At 75.0% G+C, this 18,044-nt stretch carries 16 protein-coding genes; 5 read left to right on the top strand and 11 right to left on the bottom strand.

The annotated features are described in order from the left end of the window. Nucleotides 1-643 precede the first annotated feature (643 nt). Nucleotides 644-1,642, top strand: coding sequence for a tryptophan--tRNA ligase (gene trpS / locus IE170_RS22955; RefSeq protein ID WP_189811345.1), 999 nt, complete (start codon nt 644-646; stop codon nt 1,640-1,642). Nucleotides 1,643-1,702: 60 nt separating this feature from the next. Here trpS and proC read toward each other — a convergent pair whose 3' ends face one another. The 5 genes from proC to IE170_RS22980 all read right to left on the bottom strand — a co-directional run bounded on the left by proC (nt 1,703) and on the right by IE170_RS22980 (nt 5,257). Then, nucleotides 1,703-2,512: a pyrroline-5-carboxylate reductase gene (gene proC, locus IE170_RS22960; RefSeq protein WP_189811346.1), complete on the bottom strand. Its 810-nt coding sequence runs from the start codon at nt 2,510-2,512 to the stop codon at nt 1,703-1,705. A gap of 121 nt (nt 2,513-2,633) precedes the next feature. Then, nucleotides 2,634-3,407, bottom strand: coding sequence for an ABC transporter permease (locus IE170_RS22965; protein WP_189811347.1), 774 nt, complete (start codon nt 3,405-3,407; stop codon nt 2,634-2,636). Then, nucleotides 3,404-4,246 (bottom strand): ABC transporter ATP-binding protein, encoded by an 843-nt coding sequence (locus IE170_RS22970; RefSeq protein WP_223855529.1) that lies wholly within the window; start codon nt 4,244-4,246, stop codon nt 3,404-3,406. Before IE170_RS22970 ends, IE170_RS22965 begins: the two co-directional genes overlap by 4 nt. Before the next feature lie 64 nt (nt 4,247-4,310). After that, the gene (locus tag IE170_RS22975; RefSeq protein WP_189811348.1) at nt 4,311-4,847 is read right to left on the bottom strand and encodes a hypothetical protein; all 537 of its coding nucleotides are present in this window, start codon (nt 4,845-4,847) and stop codon (nt 4,311-4,313) included. A gap of 107 nt (nt 4,848-4,954) precedes the next feature. Further along, nucleotides 4,955-5,257, bottom strand: coding sequence for a peptidase (locus IE170_RS22980; RefSeq protein ID WP_189811349.1), 303 nt, complete (start codon nt 5,255-5,257; stop codon nt 4,955-4,957). A gap of 108 nt (nt 5,258-5,365) precedes the next feature. On the opposite strand from IE170_RS22980, the gene IE170_RS22985 reads away from it, so the two are divergent. Next, nucleotides 5,366-7,561: a serine/threonine-protein kinase gene (locus IE170_RS22985; protein WP_229885091.1), complete on the top strand. Its 2,196-nt coding sequence runs from the start codon at nt 5,366-5,368 to the stop codon at nt 7,559-7,561. A gap of 63 nt (nt 7,562-7,624) precedes the next feature. Here IE170_RS22985 and ilvD read toward each other — a convergent pair whose 3' ends face one another. The 4 genes from ilvD to IE170_RS23005 form a co-directional block, all read right to left on the bottom strand. Next, complete coding sequence (gene ilvD, locus IE170_RS22990; RefSeq protein ID WP_189811350.1) at nt 7,625-9,478, bottom strand: dihydroxy-acid dehydratase; 1,854 nt, start codon at nt 9,476-9,478, stop codon at nt 7,625-7,627. Between the two features lie 125 nt (nt 9,479-9,603). Then, complete coding sequence (locus IE170_RS22995; RefSeq protein WP_189811351.1) at nt 9,604-10,251, bottom strand: TetR/AcrR family transcriptional regulator; 648 nt, start codon at nt 10,249-10,251, stop codon at nt 9,604-9,606. Next, nucleotides 10,248-11,066, bottom strand: a complete 819-nt coding sequence (locus IE170_RS23000; protein ID WP_189811352.1) for a sugar phosphate isomerase/epimerase family protein — start codon at nt 11,064-11,066, stop codon at nt 10,248-10,250. Before IE170_RS23000 ends, IE170_RS22995 begins: the two co-directional genes overlap by 4 nt. Before the next feature lie 100 nt (nt 11,067-11,166). Continuing rightward, nucleotides 11,167-12,096, bottom strand: coding sequence for a Ppx/GppA family phosphatase (locus tag IE170_RS23005; RefSeq protein WP_189811353.1), 930 nt, complete (start codon nt 12,094-12,096; stop codon nt 11,167-11,169). Between the two features lie 64 nt (nt 12,097-12,160). Between IE170_RS23005 and IE170_RS23010 the strand changes: the two genes are divergently transcribed. Further along, nucleotides 12,161-13,015: a DUF3109 family protein gene (locus IE170_RS23010; RefSeq protein WP_189811354.1), complete on the top strand. Its 855-nt coding sequence runs from the start codon at nt 12,161-12,163 to the stop codon at nt 13,013-13,015. A gap of 51 nt (nt 13,016-13,066) precedes the next feature. Here the strand turns inward: IE170_RS23010 and IE170_RS23015 are convergent, their stop codons facing one another. Both IE170_RS23015 and IE170_RS23020 read right to left on the bottom strand, forming a co-directional pair. Beyond that, on the bottom strand, nt 13,067-13,279 hold the full coding sequence (locus tag IE170_RS23015) for an antitoxin (protein WP_189811355.1): 213 nt from the start codon (nt 13,277-13,279) through the stop codon (nt 13,067-13,069). Nucleotides 13,280-13,367: 88 nt separating this feature from the next. Next, nucleotides 13,368-15,065 (bottom strand): BACON domain-containing protein, encoded by a 1,698-nt coding sequence (locus IE170_RS23020; protein ID WP_189811356.1) that lies wholly within the window; start codon nt 15,063-15,065, stop codon nt 13,368-13,370. Nucleotides 15,066-15,203: 138 nt separating this feature from the next. Here IE170_RS23020 and radA point away from each other — a divergent pair, with 138 nt between their 5' ends. Continuing rightward, nucleotides 15,204-16,637, top strand: a complete 1,434-nt coding sequence (radA, locus tag IE170_RS23025) for a DNA repair protein RadA (protein WP_189811357.1) — start codon at nt 15,204-15,206, stop codon at nt 16,635-16,637. 128 nt (nt 16,638-16,765) lie between these two features. Beyond that, complete coding sequence (gene disA / locus IE170_RS23030) at nt 16,766-17,890, top strand: DNA integrity scanning diadenylate cyclase DisA (protein ID WP_189811358.1); 1,125 nt, start codon at nt 16,766-16,768, stop codon at nt 17,888-17,890. The last annotated feature ends 154 nt before the right edge of the window (nt 17,891-18,044 follow it).

Consider the following 18,044-nt stretch of genomic DNA (forward strand, 5'->3'; position numbering starts at 1 on the left):
TAACACTTACTGGGGCTTTCCTCCGGGCTTTCGTTCTTGCGTTTCCGACTCTATCAGAGTCTTTCGCGCTTCGCTTTTCGGGGTTTTCGCTTTCGCGCTTTCCCTTTCCGGCGGTTCCGACTCTATCAGACCCTTTCGGGGCTGACTCCCGGTCAGCGGGATTCGCCTTGGGGGCCGTTGGCCCTTGCGGCGGTGTGAGACGTTAGCGGATTCCTCGCCCCCGATCCAATCGGCGGCTGCGTCCTGGAACGCGGATTCCCCATTCGCAAATACGCATGAAAACGAGACGGCACAGTGCGCCGTTCGTTCGAGTGTGTAGTGCGGGATGGCTGTCCGGGGACCGACCGGGGTCGGCGCTCACGTCGGACAACTCGAAGAACCTTACGGATGACGGAAGGGTGTGTCAACTCCCGCGACGGGCGGCCCTCCGGTCGCTACTGTGGCCGTCATGACCACGCGCGCACTCGTGCCGAACCTCCGCTGGTGGCCCGCCTGACGGCGGCCGACCCACCACGCGAGCACGCACGCGCTCACGGCCGCCGCCTCGGCGGCCGTTTTCCGTTCCTCCCCGCATCCGCGGAGTGGCCCGGCCGCCCCACCAGCGGCGCCGACCACACCGACACGGACAGGGAGAGACACCGACATGACGCGGATCTTCAGCGGGATCAAGCCGACCGGCCACCTGACACTGGGCAACTACCTGGGCGCCGTGCGGCAGTGGGTCGAGGCCGATCAGAAGCCCGACGACGCCCTGTTCTGCGTCGTCGACCTGCACGCGCTCACCGTCGACCACGATCCGGCGCGGGTGCGCCGCCTCAGCCGGCAGGCGGCGACGCTGCTGCTGGCCGCCGGACTGTCGCCCGACCGGTGCACCCTCTTCGTCCAGAGCCACGTCGACGAGCACACCCGGCTGGCGTACCTGCTGGAGTGCACCGCCACCGACGGCGAGCTGCGGCGGATGGTCCAGTACAAGGAGAAGGCCGCGCAGGCCCGGGGTGCGGGGGCGGGGGTGCGGCTGTCGCTGCTGACGTACCCGGTGCTGATGGCGGCGGACATCCTCGCGTACGGGTCCGAGGAGGTGCCGGTCGGGGAGGACCAGCGGCAGCACGTCGAGCTGACCCGGGACCTGGCCGTCCGCTTCAACCAGCGGTACGGGCACACGTTCACCGTGCCGCGGGCGGTGCACCCGGCGGTGGCGGCCCGCGTGATGGACCTCCAGGACCCCGCGTCGAAGATGGGCAAGTCGTTCGGGGAGGGGCCCGGGGTGGTGTTCCTGCTGGACGAGCCCGAGGCGGTGCGGCGGAAGGTGATGCGGGCCGTCACCGACAGCGGCGACGGCGGCGTCGTCTACGACCGGGCCGGGCGGCCCGGCGTCGCGAACCTGCTGGACATCCTCGCCGCCTGCACGGGAGGGGACCCCGCGGCCCTCGCCGGCGGGTACGGCGGGTACGGGGCGCTGAAGCGGGACGTGGCCGACGCGGTGGTGGAGGTGCTGCGGCCGCTGCGGGAGCGGCACGCCGAGCTGGCGGCGGACCCCGCGGCCGTGGACCGGGTGCTGCGTGAGGGCGCGGCGCGGGCGAGGGCGCTGGCACGGCCGGTGGTGGACCGCGCGTACGAGGCGATCGGGCTGCTGGCGCCCTGAAGCGGAGGCGGCGGGGCCGGGGCGGGGGCTGCTCCGCCCCCGCCCCGGCTGTGCCCGGCGTCAGTTGCTGCCGGTGGCGAGTTCGCGGCTGCGGTCGCGGGCCGCTTCGAGGGCGGCGATGAGGGCGGCGCGGACGCCGTGCCGTTCGAGTTCGACGATCGCGTTGATGGTGGTGCCGGCCGGGGAGGTGACGGCCTCGCGGAGCTTGACCGGGTGCTCGCCGCTGTCGCGGAGCATGACTGCCGCACCGATGGCGGCCTGGACGATGAGGTCGTGGGCCTGGGCGCGGGGCAGGCCCAGGAGGATGCCGGCGTCCGTCATGGCCTCGACGAGGTAGTAGAAGTAGGCCGGCCCGGAGCCGGAGAGGGCGGTTGCGGCGTCCTGCTGGGATTCCGGGACGCGGAGGGTCTTGCCGACGCCGCCGAAGATCTCCTCGGCGTGGGCGAGGTGCTCGGCGGTGGCGTGGCTGCCGGCGGAGATGACGGACATGGCCTCGTCGACGAGGGCCGGGGTGTTCGTCATGACGCGGACGACGGGCGTGCCGGCGGCGAGCCGCTCCTCGAAGAAGGAGGTGGGGATGCCCGCGGCGCCGCTGATGACGAGGCGGTCGGCGGGGACGTGCGGGGCGAGCTCGTCGAGGAGTCGGCCCATGTCCTGCGGCTTGACGGTGAGGATGAGGGTGTCGGCCCGCTCGGCGGCCTCGGCGTTGCCGACCGCTTCGACGCCGTAGCGGGTGCGCAGTTCCTCGGCGCGTTCGGGGCGGCGGGCGGTGACGAGGAGCTTTCCGGCGGGCCATCCGCCGCGGATCATGCCGCTGAGCAGGGCCTCGCCGATCTTTCCGGTACCGAGGACTGCGACTGTCTGGGTCATGCGGTGTCACCTCGTCGAGCTGGCTGCTGCTGTTGCTGCGGGCGCGCGGGCGGGCGGGCCCTCCCCGCCTGGTCATCCTTGCACCCGCGGGCCCGGCGGCGAGGGGGTGTCCGCAGTGCGGTCAGGGGGTGCGGCGGCGGAGGGTGGCGGCGCCGAGGGCGAGGACGAGCAGGGCGCAGGCGGCGACGACGGCGGCGTCGCGGACGAAGGCGGCGGTCATGTCGGCGTGGGTGAGGACCTGGGTCATGCCGTCGACGGCGTACGACATGGGCAGGGCGTCGGAGAGGCGTTCCAGGACGGGCTGCATGGTGTCGCGGGGCGCGAACAGGCCGCACAGCAGGAGCTGCGGGAAGATCACGGCCGGCATGAACTGGACGGCCTGGAACTCGGAGGCGGCGAACGCGGACACGAACAGGCCGAGGGCGGTGCCGAGGAGGGCGTCGAGGAGGGCGACGAGGAGCAGCAGCCACGGCGAGCCGACGACGTCGAGGCCGAGGAGGGACAGGGCGAGGCCGGTGGCGAGGACGGACTGGAGGACGGCGACGGCGCCGAAGGCGAGGGCGTAGCCGGCGATGAGGTCGCCCTTGGCCAGGGGCATGGCGAGGAGGCGTTCGAGGGTGCCGGAGGTGCGTTCGCGGAGGGTGGCGATGGAGGTCACCAGGAACATCGTGATCAGCGGGAAGATCCCGAGGAGGGACGCGCCGATGCCGTCGAAGGTGCGGGGGCTGCCGTCGAAGACGAAGCGGAGCAGCGTCAGCATCAGGACGGGGACCAGCAGCATCAGGGCGATGGAGCGCGGGTCGTGGCGGAGCTGGCGCAGGACGCGGGCGGCGGTGGCGGTGGTGCGGGCGGCGTGCGCGGCGAGCGGGGTGGCGGGCGCGGCGGGGGTGGTCATCGCGGTTGCTCCTGGGCGGCTGCGGGGACGGCGGCTGCGTCGACGAGGCGGAGGAAGGCGGCTTCGACGGTGTCGGCGGCGGTGCGGGTGCGCAGGGCGTCGGGGGTGTCCTGGGCGAGGATGCGGCCGCTGCGCATCAGGAGGAGGTCGTGGCAGCGTTCGGCTTCGTCCATGACGTGGGAGGAGACGAGGATCGTGGCGCCGCGGGCGGCGGTGAGCTCGTGGAAGAGGTGCCACAGGTCGCGGCGCAGGACGGGGTCGAGGCCGACGGTGGGTTCGTCGAGGACGAGCAGGTCGGGGGTGCCGAGGAGGGCGACGGCGAGGGAGACGCGGCTGCGCTGGCCGCCGGAGAGGTCGCCGGCGAGGGCGTCGGCGCGGGAGGCCAGGTCGACGTCGGCGAGGGCGCGGGTGACGGCGGTGCGGCGGCGTTCGGCTGCGGCGCGGCCGGGGTCGAGGACGGCGGCGAAGTAGTCGAGGTTCTGGCGGACGGTCAGGTCGTCGTACACGGACGGGGCCTGCGTCACGTAGCCGATGCGGGAGCGGAGCGCGGGGTGGCCTGCGGGGTGTCCGAGGACGTCGAGGGTGCCGGTGACATGGGCCTGGGTGCCGACGATCGCGCGCAGCAGGGTGGACTTGCCGCAGCCGGAGGGGCCGAGGAGGCCGGTGATGCGGCCGCGGGGGACGTCGAAGGAGAGTGCGTCGAGGACGGTGCGGGGGGCGCGGCCGGTGCCGCGGCGGACGGTGAGGCCGCGGGCGCGGACGGCGGGGGCGGCGTGCGCGTCGGACGAGGGGGCGGGGTCCGGGGCCGGGGCGGGACCGGCCCCCCGGTTATTCATCATGTGATGAATATTGCGCCTGGGTGTGCCGTGCGTCAACGGTCCGGTCGTCCGGCCGGGGGCCGCGCTACTTGGTGCGCTTGGGGCGGCGCGCGGCCGGGTTGCCCGTACGGGAGCTGCGGCGGCGCTCGTATTCGGCGACGGCGCGCTCGTACTCGGCGCGGCGCAGGCCCTCGCCGGGCGCTTCGGCGAAGCAGCGCAGGAAGTACGCGATGAGGGAGCCGATGAAGCCGATGGTCTTCAGGCCCTTCAGCGCGGCCTCGTCGGAGGACGGCGCGGGGCGGCGGCCGAAGGACTCCCAGGTCTTGACGAAGGCGATGGCGCTGCAGATCGCGAAGAGGACGACGACGGAGACGTTCAGGAACGAGCCGACGTCGCCGATCTCCAGGCCCTCGTAGGAGAGGCGGAGCAGGACGGCCGCGGCGGCGGCCGTGATGATCGAGCCGGCGCCGGCGGCGATCCGGCGCAGGGCGTACCCGCCGTCGTGGTGGAGCCAGGTGGTGCCGAAGAAGCGGATCGGCTCCGGCTCGGGGCCTCCGGCGGGTGCCGCCGGGGCCTTCGCGGCCGGCGCGGCGGGGGTCTTCTCGGGCTGGTCGTCGCTCACACCGGCGATTATCCCCCGGCGGCCGCGGCCGGGCCGGGGTGTCTCACGCGGCGGACGGGTGGCCGGCGGCCCCGGGGGCGCCGTCGTCCCGGGGGCCGCCGGCCGGGTCAGCCGCAGATGCCGGCGACGTAGCCGTCGCTGCCGGTCTTCACGTACGCGTCGGAGACGAACTCGCCGTTCCCGATGCAGTCCCAGATGTCCGACGTGCCGTACGGGCCCGTCACGGTCGTGCCGTTGCACTGGCAGCGGATGCCGACCCACGCGCCGTACGGCAGGACGCGGACGATGGAGTGGTGGGTGCCGGGCCCGCTGCGGACGTTCACCCGGTAGCCAGGCGCGACCGGAAAGGTCGGGAAGCCGGAGCCGGACGACAGGCTCTGGACTTGGCCGGAATCGTTCTCGACGGACATGCGTGATCTCCCCCCGGAAATGCTGCGGTGCGCAACTCGCGCAGGGTAGCAGGACCCTTGTGGCGGCGTACGGGGCATCGACTAGGCTCCGGCGGGGGTGGTGGAGCGGTGCAGTCGCGGCGTGCGGACTGGGTGGGCTTTCCGGAGTACGCCGGGCAGTACCGGCTCGAAGCGGTGCTCGGCTCCGGGGGGATGGGCGTCGTCCACCTGGCCACGTCCGGGTCGGGGCTGAAACTCGCCGTCAAGATCGTGCATCCGCAGCATGCGGTCGACCCCGAGTTCCGGGCGCGTTTCCGCCAGGAGGTCGCCGCGGCGCGGCGCGTGAGCGGGGCCTTCACGGCGCCCGTCGTGGACGCCGACCCGGACGCCGAACGGCCCTGGATGGCCACCGTGTTCATCGACGCGCCGACGCTCGCCGAGCGGGTCCGCGAGCGGGTCCTCGACGCCGCCGAGCTGACGCGGCTCGCGGCCGGGCTGGCGGAGGCGCTGCGGGACATCCACCGGGCGGGCGTCGTGCACCGCGACCTCAAGCCGGGGAACGTGCTGATGGCGCCCGACGGGGTCCGCGTCATCGACTTCGGGATCTCCCGGCCCGCGGACAGCCAGCTGCGCACCGAGACGGGCAAGCTGATCGGGACGCCGCCCTACATGGCGCCCGAGCAGTTCCAGCGGCCCCGCGAGGTCGGCCCGGCCGCGGACGTCTTCGCGCTGGGCGCGGTGCTGGTGCACGCGGCGACCGGGCGCGGCCCGTTCGACTCCGACAGCCACTACCTGGTCGCGTACCAGGTGGTGCACGGCGAGCCCGACCTGAGCGGGCTGCCCGAGCGGCTCGCTCCGGTCGTGGCGCGGTGCCTGGCGAAGGACCCGGCGGACCGGCCGACCGCCGAGGAGCTGATCGCGCAGGTGCGGGCGGTCGCCTACCCGACCGGCGAGGACACGCAGGCGTTCATCCCGCAGCCGCGGCCCCGCCCCGCCGCGGAGGCGGTGGGGCGGGCCGGCGCCGAGGACGCCACGCACGTACGCAGCCGCGCGCCCGAACCGGACGCGGCCGGCGGCGCCGGCACGGACGGCGGCAAGGAGGGCCGCGGAGCCCTCCGGCGCTGGTCACGGCGGCGGCGCGGTGCCGCCGCGGCCGCAGTGCTGGCGGCGTCCGCCCTGGCGGCGGGCGGCGTGTACGCGGCCGGCGCGGACGGCGGCGAGTCGCTGGCCGCGCGCACCGCCGGCCGCAGCGCGCCCCCGCGGCAGCCGCCCGCCCCGTGGGCCGTCACCCCGGGCGGAACGGCTCAGGGCGGTACGGGCGCCGCGTGCGCGGCGGACACGGCCGCCGTGTACTGCGCGGGCGCGGGCCTGGCCGCGGTCCGGCTCGACCCGGCGGACGGGACGGCCGTCTGGAGCGTCCCGGCCGCCGGCCGAAGCACACCCGGGACCGCGCAGGAGGCCCCGCTGCTCGCGGGAGGGCTCGTCCTGACCGCGGCGCCGGGCGCCGGGCTGCTCCAGGCGCGGGACCCCGGCACGGGTGCGGAGCGCTGGCGGCACCCGCTGCCCGGCGGCGGCCGGGCGGTCGCGGCGGGCGGGCACGTCCTCGCCGTGTCGGCGTCGGGGACGGCGACCGCGCTGGACGCGGCGACCGGCGCGGTCCGCTGGACCCGGCAGGTCGGGGGGAGCGGCACCCAGTGGTGGGCGGGCGCGCCGGAGCCCGGCGGGCCCGCCCTGTACGCGGCCGTGCCCGACGGCGACGGCTCCGCGACCCGGGTGACCGCGGTGGACCCGGCGACCGGCGCGGGCCTCTGGCAGCTGCGCACGGCCGGACAGCTGCAGCCGGTCGGGGCGGCGCAGGGCGGGCTGTTCCTGCTGGACAGCGACCTGCAGGGGAGGACGGAGGCGGTCGTCCGGATCGACCTCGGCACGCGCGCGGTGAAGCGGGTCCGCCCCGGCACCCCGCTCTACCAGACGCAGGCGTCGGTCGGCGCGGACGGCGTCGTGTACGCCTTCGGCGCCTCGGGCGGGCTCGCGGCGATCGGCCCGGTGAAGGAGCAGTGGCGGCTGGAGACGGGCCTCGCGGTGGCGTCCCGGCCGGTCTCCGCGGACGGCCGCGTCTTCCTGTCCGCCCCGGACGGCCGCCTGCTCGCGGTGGACGCGGCCACGGGCCGCCCGCTCGGCCAGACGAAGCCCCGCATGGCGCCCGCCCCGAACACCTTCACGGCGGCCCTGCCGCCGCCGGTCACCGCGGCCGGCCGTGTCTTCGCCTCGGCCCCCGACGGCACGGTCTTCGCCGCGGACCCGGCGGACCCGTCCGCCTGGTAGCGGCCCGGGCACGCGGAAGCCCCGGTCGCCGCTGCTGCGGTGGCCGGGGCTTCCCGGTGTGCGTCAGCCCGTCAGCTTGGAGACGTCGCGGACCGCGCCCTTGTCGGCGCTCGTCGCCATCGCCGCGTACGCGCGGAGGGCCGCCGAGACCTTCCGCTCGCGGTTCTTCGGGGCGTAGACGCCGCCGAGGGCTTCGCGGCGGGCTTCCAGCACGGCCTCGTCGACGAGGAGGTCGATCGAGCGGTTCGGGATGTCGATGCGGATGCGGTCGCCGTCCTCGACCAGGGCGATCGTGCCGCCCGAGGCGGCCTCCGGGGAGGCGTGGCCGATGGACAGGCCGGAGGTGCCGCCGGAGAAGCGGCCGTCGGTGATCAGGGCGCAGGCCTTGCCGAGGCCGCGGCCCTTGAGGAAGGAGGTCGGGTAGAGCATCTCCTGCATGCCGGGGCCGCCCTTGGGGCCCTCGTAGCGGATGACGACGACGTCTCCCTCCTTGACCTGCTTGGAGAGGATCTTCTCGACGGCCTCGTCCTGGGATTCGCAGACGACGGCCGGGCCCTCGAAGGTCCAGATCGACTCGTCGACGCCGGCGGTCTTCACCACGCAGCCGTCGACGGCGATGTTGCCCTTGAGGACGGCGAGGCCGCCGTCCTTGCTGTACGCGTGCTGCACGGAGCGGATGCAGCCGTTCTCGGCGTCGAGGTCGAGGGTCTGCCAGCGCTCGGACTGGGAGAAGGCGGTCGCGGAGCGCTTGCATCCGGGGGCGGCGTGCCACAGTTCCATCGCCTCGTCGGAGGCGGTGCCGGAGCGGGCGTCCCAGGTGGCGAGCCAGTCCTCCAGGTTGTGGGAGTGGACGGTGCCGACGTCCTTGTTGAGGAGGCCGCCGCGGTGGAGTTCGCCGAGGATGGCGGGGATGCCGCCGGCCCGGTGGACGTCCTCCATGTAGTAGGTGCCGCCGGGGGCGACGTTCGGGGCGACCTTCGCCAGGCAGGGGACGCGGCGGGAGACGGCGTCGATGTCCCTCAGGTCGTAGTCGAGGCCCGCCTCCTGGGCGGCGGCCAGCAGGTGCAGGATCGTGTTGGTCGAGCCGCCCATGGCGATGTCGAGGGCCATGGCGTTCTCGAAGGCCTCGCGGGTGGCGATGTTGCGGGGCAGGACGGACTCGTCGCCGTCCTCGTAGTACCGCTTGGTGATCTCGACGACGGTCCGGCCGGCCTGCTCGTACAGGGCGCGGCGGGCGGTGTGGGTGGCGAGGACGGAGCCGTTGCCGGGGAGGGCGAGGCCGATGGCCTCGGCGAGGCAGTTCATCGAGTTGGCGGTGAACATGCCGGAACACGAGCCGCAGGTGGGGCAGGCGTTCTCCTCGATGCGCAGGACGTCCTCGTCGGAGACGTTCTCGTTGGAGGCGTCGACCATGGCGTCGATCAGGTCGAGCTTGCGGACGGTGCCGTCGACGAGGGTGGCCTGGCCGGCCTCCATGGGGCCGCCGGAGACGAAGACGACCGGGATGTTCAGGCGCATCGCGGCCATCAGCATGCCCGGGGTGATCTTGTCGCAGTTGGAGATGCAGATCAGCGCGTCGGCGCAGTGCGCCTCGACCATGTACTCGACGGAGTCGGCGATCAGGTCGCGCGAGGGCAGCGAGTAGAGCATGCCGGCGTGGCCCATGGCGATGCCGTCGTCGACGGCGATCGTGTTGAACTCGCGGGGGACGGCTCCGGCCGCGCGGATGGCGTCGGAGACGATCCGGCCGACGGGGGCGAGGTGGGTGTGGCCGGGGACGAACTCCGTGAAGGAGTTGGCGACCGCGACGATCGGCTTCCCGATGTCCTCGCTCGCTACGCCCGACGCACGCATGAGGGCGCGGGCGCCCGCCATGTTGCGGCCGTGGGTGACAGTGCGGGACCTCAGCTCGGGCATCGGGTTCACTCCCCATGAGTGCGGTGGCGCCGGGGCGCCGCCGCGACTGCGGATATGGCTCGGTTACGAGGCTACGCCTCCGGACCGGGATGCGGACAGCCGGTCCGGATGCCGGGACGGGAGGGTCAGTCCTCGGTCAGGTACCGCTGCAGGGTGGGCGCGACGAGCGCGACGATCGCCTCCGGGTCCGCGGACGCGAGGGGCTCGACCCGCACCACGTACCGCAGGATGGCGATGCCGACCATGTGCGAGGCGGCGAGCTCGGCGCGGAAGGTCGGGTCCGGGACGTCGAGGTCGGCGGCGACCCGCTCCAGGACGCGCCGCAGCACCAGGGTGCGCAGGACCTTCGCCGCGGCCTCGTGGGTGAGGGCGGAGCGGATCACGGCCAGGAGCGGGGCCCGGGTGGCGGGGTTCTCCCAGATGCCGAGGAAGTAGCGGGCGAGGCGTTCGCCGATGCCGTCGGGGCCCTCTCCGACGACGGCGGGGACGACGAGCGCCGGCTCCATGGTCAGCTCGACGGCGGCGGCGAAGAGGTCGTCCTTGCTGCCGAAGTAGTGGTGGACGAGCGCCGGATCGACGCCGGCGGCCTTGGCGATCCCGCGTACGGAGGTCTTGTCGTAGCCGCGCGCGGCGAACTCGGAGCGGGCGGCGAGCCGGATCCGCTCCTGGGTGCCGGGGCCCTCGGCGGCCTCGTCCTGCCGGGGGCGGCCGGGGCCGCGGCGGCGCGCGGGCTTCTGCGGCCCGTCCGGCGCGTCGGGTGCGGCCCCGGTCACGGGCGGCGCGCCGGGGCGGTGGCGAGGTGGAGCCGGGTGAAGGCGAGGGCCTCGGCGAGGTCGGCCTCGCGCTCGGCGGAGGACATGGCCCGGCGGGTGTTGACCTCGATGACGACGTGCCCGTCGAAGGAGTTCGCGGCGAGCCGCTCCAGCAGCTCGGCGCAGGGCTGGGTGCCGCGGCCGGGGACGAGGTGCTCGTCCTTCGCGGAGCCGTTCCCGTCGGCGAGGTGGACGTGCGCGAGGCGGTCGCCCATCCGGTCGACCATCGCGGTGGCGTCGGTGCGGGCGGTCGCCGTGTGCGACAGGTCGACGGTGAAGTGGCGGTAGTCGTCCTTGGTGACGTCCCACTCGGGGGCGTAGGCGAGCATCTCGCGGTCGCGGTAGCGCCACGGGTACATGTTCTCGACGGCGAACCGGACGTCGGTCTCGTCGGCCATCCGCCAGATGCCGGTGACGAAGTCCCGGGCGTACTGGCGCTGCCAGCGGAACGGCGGGTGGACGACGACGGTGCTCGCGCCGAGCCGCTCGGCGGCGGCCTGCGCCCGCCGGAGCCGGATCCACGGGTCGGTCGACCAGACGCGCTGGGTGATCAGCAGGCAGGGCGCGTGCACGGCGAGGATCGGCACGCCGTGGCGGTCGGAGAGGCGGCGCAGCGCGTCGACGTCCTGGCTGACCGGGTCCGTCCAGACCATGACCTCCACGCCGTCGTAGCCGAGGCGTGCGGCGATCTCGAAGGCGGTCGCCGTCGACTCCGGGTAGACGGAGGCGGTGGAGAGGGCGACTTTCGCGGTCGGGACTCGGACGGGTTCTGCCACGGGGACAGGGTACGGGCCCCGCGCGGCCGGGGGCAGACCGGCCGCCGCGGCCGGCCGGGGCGCGGGCCGGGGCGGCCGGCGGGCCCTGCCGGTCACGGCATCAGGTGGGCAGGTGGTCCAGGCGGCGCAGGATGACGCCCTCCCGCAGCGCCCACGGGCAGATCTCCAGCTCGTCGATGCCGAAGAGGTCCATGGCGCCCTCGGCGACCAGCGCCCCGGCCAGCAGCTGGGCGGCGCGGCCCTCGGAGACGCCCGGCAGGGTGGAGCGCTGCTCGACGGTCATCTCGGACAGCTTGGGCACCCACTCCTCCAGCGCCTTGCGCGAGAGGTCGCGCTGGACGTAGAGGCCGTCTGCGGAGCGGGCGGCGCCCGCGATACGGGCCAGCTGCTTGAACGTCTTGGAGGTGGCCACGACGTGGTCGGGGGTCCCGAAGCGGCTGAACTCGCCGACGACGCGGGCGATCTGGGCCCGGGCGTGCCGCCGCAGGGCGCGGACGTCGGCCGGGTCCGGCGGGTCGCCCCGCAGCCAGGCCGAGGTGAGGCGGCCCGCGCCGAGCGGGAGGGAGACGGCCGCGTCCGGGTCCTCGTCGATGCCGTACGCGATCTCCAGGGAGCCGCCGCCGATGTCGAGGACGAGCAGCCGGCCCGCCGACCAGCCGAACCAGCGGCGTACGGCGAGGAAGGTGAGCCGGGCCTCGTCCTCGCCGCTGAGGACGGGCAGGTCCACGCCGGTCTCGGCCTTGACCCGGGCCAGCACCTCGTCGGCGTTGGTGGCCTCGCGTACGGCGCTGGTCGCGAAGGGCAGGACGTCCTCGCAGCCCTTGTCCTCGGCGGCCTGTACCGCGCCGGTGATCGCCGACACGAGGAGCTCGATGCCGTCGGGGGTGACCGCCCCGTGCGCGTCGAGCAGCTGGGCCAGCCGCAGCTCGACCTTGTGCGAGTGCGCCGGCTGCGGGCGCGCGCCGGGGTGCGCGTCCACCACCAGCAGGTGGATCGTGTTCGACCCCACATCCAGGACACCGAGTCTCATACGGGGAAACGCTACTGGTCGGCGGGAGCGGAGGGTGGCCGAAAGGCGGCATAGGCTTGGTTGCGTGCCACACACCAAGAAGGCCGGCAAGCCCGAGAGCGGCAAGCACGGCAAGAGCGGCAAGAAAGCCGAGGCGGTCGGGCCCGCTCCGGCCGCGGGCGACGAGACCGGCCTCGACTTCCCCCGGGCCTGGGTGGAGTTCCCGGATCCGGCGGACGAGGAGCAGGTCTTCCGCTGCGACCTGACGTGGCTGACGTCCCGCTGGACGTGCATCTTCGGCAGCGGCTGCCAGGGCATCCAGGCCGGCCGGGCCTCGGACGGCTGCTGCACGCTGGGCGCGCACTTCTCGGACGAGGACGACGAGAAGCGTGTGGCGGAGCACGTGGCCCGGCTCTCCCCGGAGCTGTGGCAGTTCCACGACGTGGGCACCGGCACCGGGTGGGTGCAGAAGGACGAGGACGGGGAGCGGCAGACCCGCCGCTGGGAGGGGGCGTGCATCTTCCTCAACCGGCCGGGGTTCCCGGCGGGCGCGGGGTGCTCGCTGCACATCCTGGCCCTGCGGGAGGGCCGCGAGCCACTGGAGACGAAGCCGGACGTGTGCTGGCAGCTGCCGATCCGGCGCACCTACGAGTGGATCGACCGGCCGGACGACACACGGGTGCTGCAGGTCTCGATCGGCGAGTACGACCGGCGGGGCTGGGGGCCGGGCGGGCACGACCTGCACTGGTGGTGCACGTCGGCGACGTCGGCGCACGGCGCCGGACAGCCGGTGTACGTGTCGTACCGGGCGGAGCTGGTGGAGCTGATGGGCGCGGAGGCGTACGCGGAGCTGGTGCGGCTGTGCGAAGCCCGGCTGGCGTCGCTGCTGCCGATGGCGCCGCACCCGGCGGACCCGCCGGGGCCGACGGCGGCGGTATAGCGCGGGCGGCCGGCCCGGCTGCCGGGCCGGCCTTCCGGGGGCGCCGGGCGGTCAGCCCTGCGGCGGGGCGGGCGGCGGGGGCGGGTTCTGGTCGCGGCCGGTGGTGCCGAACTGGTCCTTGAGCCGGTCCTGGGCCGTGTCGACGTGCCGGGCGTACTTGCCCTGCGTCCTCTTGTCGACCATGTCGCCGCCCTTGTCGATGGCCTGGTCGGCCTGGGACTCGTGTCCCTTCAGCATCTGCTTCAGCTTGTCCAGCACGCTCATCCGGACCTCCTGGTCCTCCGGGGTCCCCCACTGGTTCCAGGGTGGCCGCGGTGATCCCCGCGCGCACCTCGTGGGCGTCGCGCGGCGGTCACGGAGCGGGGTCGGCGGGGGGTGGGGGAACCGTTCCTCCCGGGTCCTCGGGCGTGGCGGTGGGCGTCGGCTCGGGCGTCCCGGAGGGCGTCGGCTCGGGTGTCGGCGTGGGAGTCGGCTCGGGGGTGGGCGTCGGGGTCGGCGTCGGCGTCGGCTCGGGGGCCGGGGGTTCGCTGCCGGCCGGTGCGGGGCGGCCGCTGCCGCGTACGGCCACGACGGCGCCTCCCGGGTCCACGCCGACGCGGGCGGTCCAGGGGCCGACGGGCTCGGACGCGCCGTCCACCGTGATGAGGATGCGGGCGGAGTCCCCCGGCGCCAGGGTGCCGGCGGTGCGGCTCGCGCGGAGCCAGGGGCCGTCGGAGGAGAGCCGCCAGTGCACCGGGGCCCCGCCTGAGGCGGTCAGGGTGAGCACGGTCGTGGCGCCGTCGGCGGAGGCGGAGACGGTGAGCCGGCCCGGGGCGCCGGGCCGGTCGGGGGCGGCCGGGGCGCCGGTGCTGATCACCTCGACGGAGACGGCCGGGGAGGGCACGGCGAAGCCGGGGGCGCCGGTGGTGCGGCCGCTCGCGCCGGCGTTCTCGTACGCGCGCATCGGGCCGCCGCCGGCCCGGCCCGGCGGGAGCTCCGCCTCGCTGGCGGAGATCCGCGTGGCGTCGGCGCCGGCGGGCGCGCCGGTGCCGGGGCCGCCGCGGTGGGCCGCCCACAGGGCGAGCACGGGCGCCGCGACGACGGTCGCGACGACGGTGGTGGTGACGGCCCGGGCCCGCAGCCGGTCGCGGCGGGCGGCCCGGTCGCGCGGGTCCACGGGGAAGCCGGTGCGGTCGAAGCGCGGGGCGGGCCGGCCGCGGCCCCGGCCGGGCCGCTGGAGCGCGGCGTGCACGGCGGTACGGGGGGCCTGGACGAGCGGGAGGGCCGCCTCGACGCCGCAGGAGCCCGGCCAGGGGGAGGCGGCGTCGACGCGCTCGGCGAGGCGGCGGCAGCGCGGGCAGTCGTCCACGTGGCGGACGAGCTCGGCGCGCAGGGTGGTGGACAGCAGGAGCTGCCCGCCGCCGGTGAGCCGGGAGACGGAGGGGCAGCCGCCGGTCTCGACGACGGCGAGGGCGGCGCGGGTACGCTCCACCTCGCAGGCCGCGCCGGCCAGCAGTTCGCGGGCGCCGGCCTCGGGGGTGCCGAGGACTGCGGCGAGTTCGGGCACGCCGAGGCGGTGCCGGACGGCGAGTTCGAGGGCCTCGCGCTGTTCGGGCGTGGTGCCGGCGGCCTCGGGCCAGGCGAGCCGGGCCAGCTCGGTGCGCCGGTGCGCGGCGGCGGTGTCCCGGGGGCGGTCGTCGGGGGCGCGGTGGGCTCCGGCGTGCTCCGGCGTGCGCCGGGCGCTGTGCGCCCCATGCCGGCTGCCCTGCCGTTCCGCGAGGCGGCGCAGGCAGGCCCAGCGGGCGAGGGCGTAGAGCCAGGCGCGGCGGTCGCTCTCGTCGGGGCAGCGGCCGGGGTGCCGCTCGGCCACGGCCAGGACGTCGGCGAGGACGTCGGTTGCCGTGTCGTGGTCGCACAGGACGGACAGGCAGTACGTGAACAGGCCGTCCAGGTACGGCTCGTGCCGGAAGGGGGGCGCTTGTTCTCCTTCGCGCCCCTCAGGGGGCGTGCGCCCGTGCGCCCGTTGTGCGCCGGAGCGCCGGGCGGGGCTTTCCTGGTTGATGCTGCTCACCCTGGCGAAGGTAGGCGGCAGCCCGCCGCGAGCCGTGAAGCCTTGCGCTGTTTTAGCCCTTACGGGTGACGAGATCGAACAGCCGCTGACCGCCCGCCTGACGCCTGGCTGTCGGCCCCTGCCGTTACGGTGGGCGCCATGGCTGCCCGTACATCCCGCTCGTCCGCCAAGGACCGGCCCTCCTACCGCTGCACCGAGTGCGGCTGGACCACCGCCAAGTGGCTCGGCCGCTGCCCCGAGTGCCAGGCCTGGGGCACCGTCGAGGAGATGGGGGCGCCCGCCGTGCGGACCACCGCGCCCGGCCGCGTCTCGACCGCCGCGCTGCCGATCGCGCAGGTCGACGGCAGGACGGCGGCCGCCCGCAGCACGGGCGTCGACGAGCTGGACCGGGTGCTCGGCGGCGGCCTCGTCCCCGGCGCCGTCGTGCTGCTCGCCGGCGAGCCGGGCGTCGGCAAGTCGACGCTGCTGCTGGACGTGGCGGCCAAGGCCTCCGGCCCCTCCCACCGCACGCTGTACGTCACCGGCGAGGAGTCTGCGAGCCAGGTGCGGCTGCGGGCCGACCGCATCGGCGCGCTCAGCGACCACCTCTACCTCGCCGCCGAGACCGACCTGTCGGCCGTCCTCGGCCACATCGAGGCCGTGAACCCCTCGCTGCTGGTCCTGGACTCCGTCCAGACCGTCGCCTCCCCCGAGATCGACGGCGCGCCCGGCGGCATGGCGCAGGTCCGCGAGGTCGCCGGCGCCCTGATCCGGGCGTCCAAGGAGCGCGGCATGTCGACGCTGCTCGTCGGACACGTCACCAAGGACGGGGCCATCGCCGGCCCCCGGCTGCTGGAGCACCTGGTGGACGTCGTCCTCGGCTTCGAGGGCGACCGGCACGCCCGGCTGCGCCTGGTGCGCGGCGTGAAGAACCGGTACGGCGCCACCGACGAGGTCGGCTGCTTCGAACTGCACGACGAGGGCATCACCGGCCTCGCCGACCCCAGCGGGCTGTTCCTGACCCGCCGCGCCGAGGCCGTCCCCGGCACCTGCCTGACCGTGACCCTGGAGGGCAAGCGGCCGCTGGTCGCCGAGGTGCAGGCGCTGACCGTCGACTCGCAGATCCCCTCCCCGCGGCGGACCACCTCCGGGCTGGAGACCTCCCGCGTCTCGATGATGCTGGCCGTGCTGGAGCAGCGCGGCCGGATCACCGCCCTCGGCAAGCGCGACATCTACAGCGCCACCGTAGGAGGGGTGAAGCTGACCGAGCCGGCCGCCGACCTGGCCGTCGCCCTGGCCCTCGCCTCGGCGGCGAGCGACGTCCCGCTGCCGAAGAACCTCGTCGCCATCGGGGAGGTCGGGCTGGCCGGCGAGGTGCGCCGGGTCACCGGCGTGCAGCGGCGCCTCGCCGAGGCGCACCGGCTCGGGTTCACGCACGCGCTGGTGCCCGCCGACCCGGGGAAGGTGCCCGCCGGCATGAAGGTCACGGAGGTCGCGGACATGGGCGATGCCCTGCGCGTTCTGCCCCGTCGGCGCTCCCGCGAGACGGCCCGCGAGACGGCCCGCGAACAGCCCCGGGAGGGCCTGCGGTAGGGCGTGTGCGGGGGTCCCCCGGGGCGCGCCTGGCGAAGCCACGGCGGGCGCGCAGCGGGCGCCGGTAGACTTTGTGCTGGTCCGCCCGGCCCTACGCAGGCGGCGCAACCCGCGACCGGAGGAGTGCAGTGGCAGCCAAGGACGGGGCAGCAGCATCCGGGAAGTCGGGCGCGAGCTCCAGGCAGGAGGCCATGATGCGTGCCTCCCTGAGCGCGGTCGCACCTGGTCAGCCCCTGCGCGACGGCCTGGAGAGGATCGTCCGCGGCAACACCGGCGGCCTGATCGTCCTCGGCATGGACAAGGCCGTCGAGGCGATGTGCACGGGCGGTTTCGTCCTGGACGTGGAGTTCACCGCGACCCGGCTGCGGGAGCTGTGCAAGCTCGACGGCGCGCTCATCCTCGACAAGGACCTCACCAAGATCCTGCGGGCGGGCGTGCAGCTGGTCCCGGACGCGTCGATCCCGACGGAGGAGACCGGGACCCGGCACCGCACCGCGGACCGCGTCTCCAAGCAGTGCGGGTTCCCCGTCGTGTCCGTCTCGCAGTCGATGCGGCTGATCGCCCTGTACGTGAACGGGGAGCGCCGCGTCCTGGAGGAGTCGGGCGCGATCCTGTCCCGGGCCAACCAGGCGCTCGCCACGCTGGAGCGGTACAAGCTGCGGCTGGACGAGGTCGCGGGCACGCTGTCGGCGCTGGAGATCGAGGACCTCGTCACGGTGCGCGACGTCACGGCCGTCGCGCAGCGGCTGGAAATGGTCCGCCGGATCGCGACGGAAATCGCGGAGTACGTGGTCGAGCTGGGCACGGACGGGCGACTGCTGTCGCTCCAGCTGGACGAGCTGACGGTCGGGATCGAGCAGGAGCGGGAGCTCGTCATCCGGGACTACGTGCCCGAGCCGACCGCCAAGCGCTCGCGGACCGTCGACGAGGCCCTGCCGGCCCTGGACGCGCTGACGCACCCCGAGCTGCTGGAGCTGGGCATCGTGGCCCGGGCGCTGGGGTACACCGGCTCGCCGGAGACGCTGGACTCGGCGGTGTCGCCGCGCGGCTACCGGCTGCTGGCGAAGGTGCCGCGGCTGCCGGGCGCGATCATCGAGCGGCTCGTGGAGCACTTCGGCGGGCTGCAGAAGCTGCTCGCGGCCGGTGTGGACGACCTCCAGGCCGTCGACGGGGTCGGCGAGGCCCGCGCCCGCAGCGTCCGCGAGGGCCTCTCCCGCCTGGCGGAGTCCTCGATCCTGGAACGCTACGTCTGACGGAGCCGCTCACGGCGGCGGCACGGGGATTGCGAGGCCCTGCAAAACAACGCCGCCCGCATTTCTGCCGGTGGAATTGCCTGGGGCCTCCCCGTCCACCGTGATCGACTGGATCTGCCGCAGGGGCGCTGCCCCCGCGCCGGCGGACAACCCC

It is taken from the genome of Streptomyces toxytricini, assembly GCF_014649915.1.
GTDB classification, from domain to species: domain Bacteria; phylum Actinomycetota; class Actinomycetes; order Streptomycetales; family Streptomycetaceae; genus Streptomyces; species Streptomyces toxytricini.

Excerpts from the sequence above, each read along its gene's own strand:
- trpS (WP_189811345.1), top strand. The coding sequence starts at position 644 with ATGACGCGGATCTTCAGCGGGATCAAGCCGACCGGCCACCTGACACTG.
- proC (WP_189811346.1), bottom strand. The coding sequence starts at position 2,512 with ATGACCCAGACAGTCGCAGTCCTCGGTACCGGAAAGATCGGCGAGGCC.
- IE170_RS22965 (WP_189811347.1), bottom strand. The coding sequence starts at position 3,407 with ATGACCACCCCCGCCGCGCCCGCCACCCCGCTCGCCGCGCACGCCGCC.
- IE170_RS22970 (WP_223855529.1), bottom strand. The coding sequence starts at position 4,246 with ATGATGAATAACCGGGGGGCCGGTCCCGCCCCGGCCCCGGACCCCGCC.
- IE170_RS22980 (WP_189811349.1), bottom strand. The coding sequence starts at position 5,257 with ATGTCCGTCGAGAACGATTCCGGCCAAGTCCAGAGCCTGTCGTCCGGC.
- ilvD (WP_189811350.1), bottom strand. The coding sequence starts at position 9,478 with ATGCCCGAGCTGAGGTCCCGCACTGTCACCCACGGCCGCAACATGGCG.
- IE170_RS23005 (WP_189811353.1), bottom strand. The coding sequence starts at position 12,096 with ATGAGACTCGGTGTCCTGGATGTGGGGTCGAACACGATCCACCTGCTG.
- IE170_RS23015 (WP_189811355.1), bottom strand. The coding sequence starts at position 13,279 with ATGAGCGTGCTGGACAAGCTGAAGCAGATGCTGAAGGGACACGAGTCC.
- radA (WP_189811357.1), top strand. The coding sequence starts at position 15,204 with ATGGCTGCCCGTACATCCCGCTCGTCCGCCAAGGACCGGCCCTCCTAC.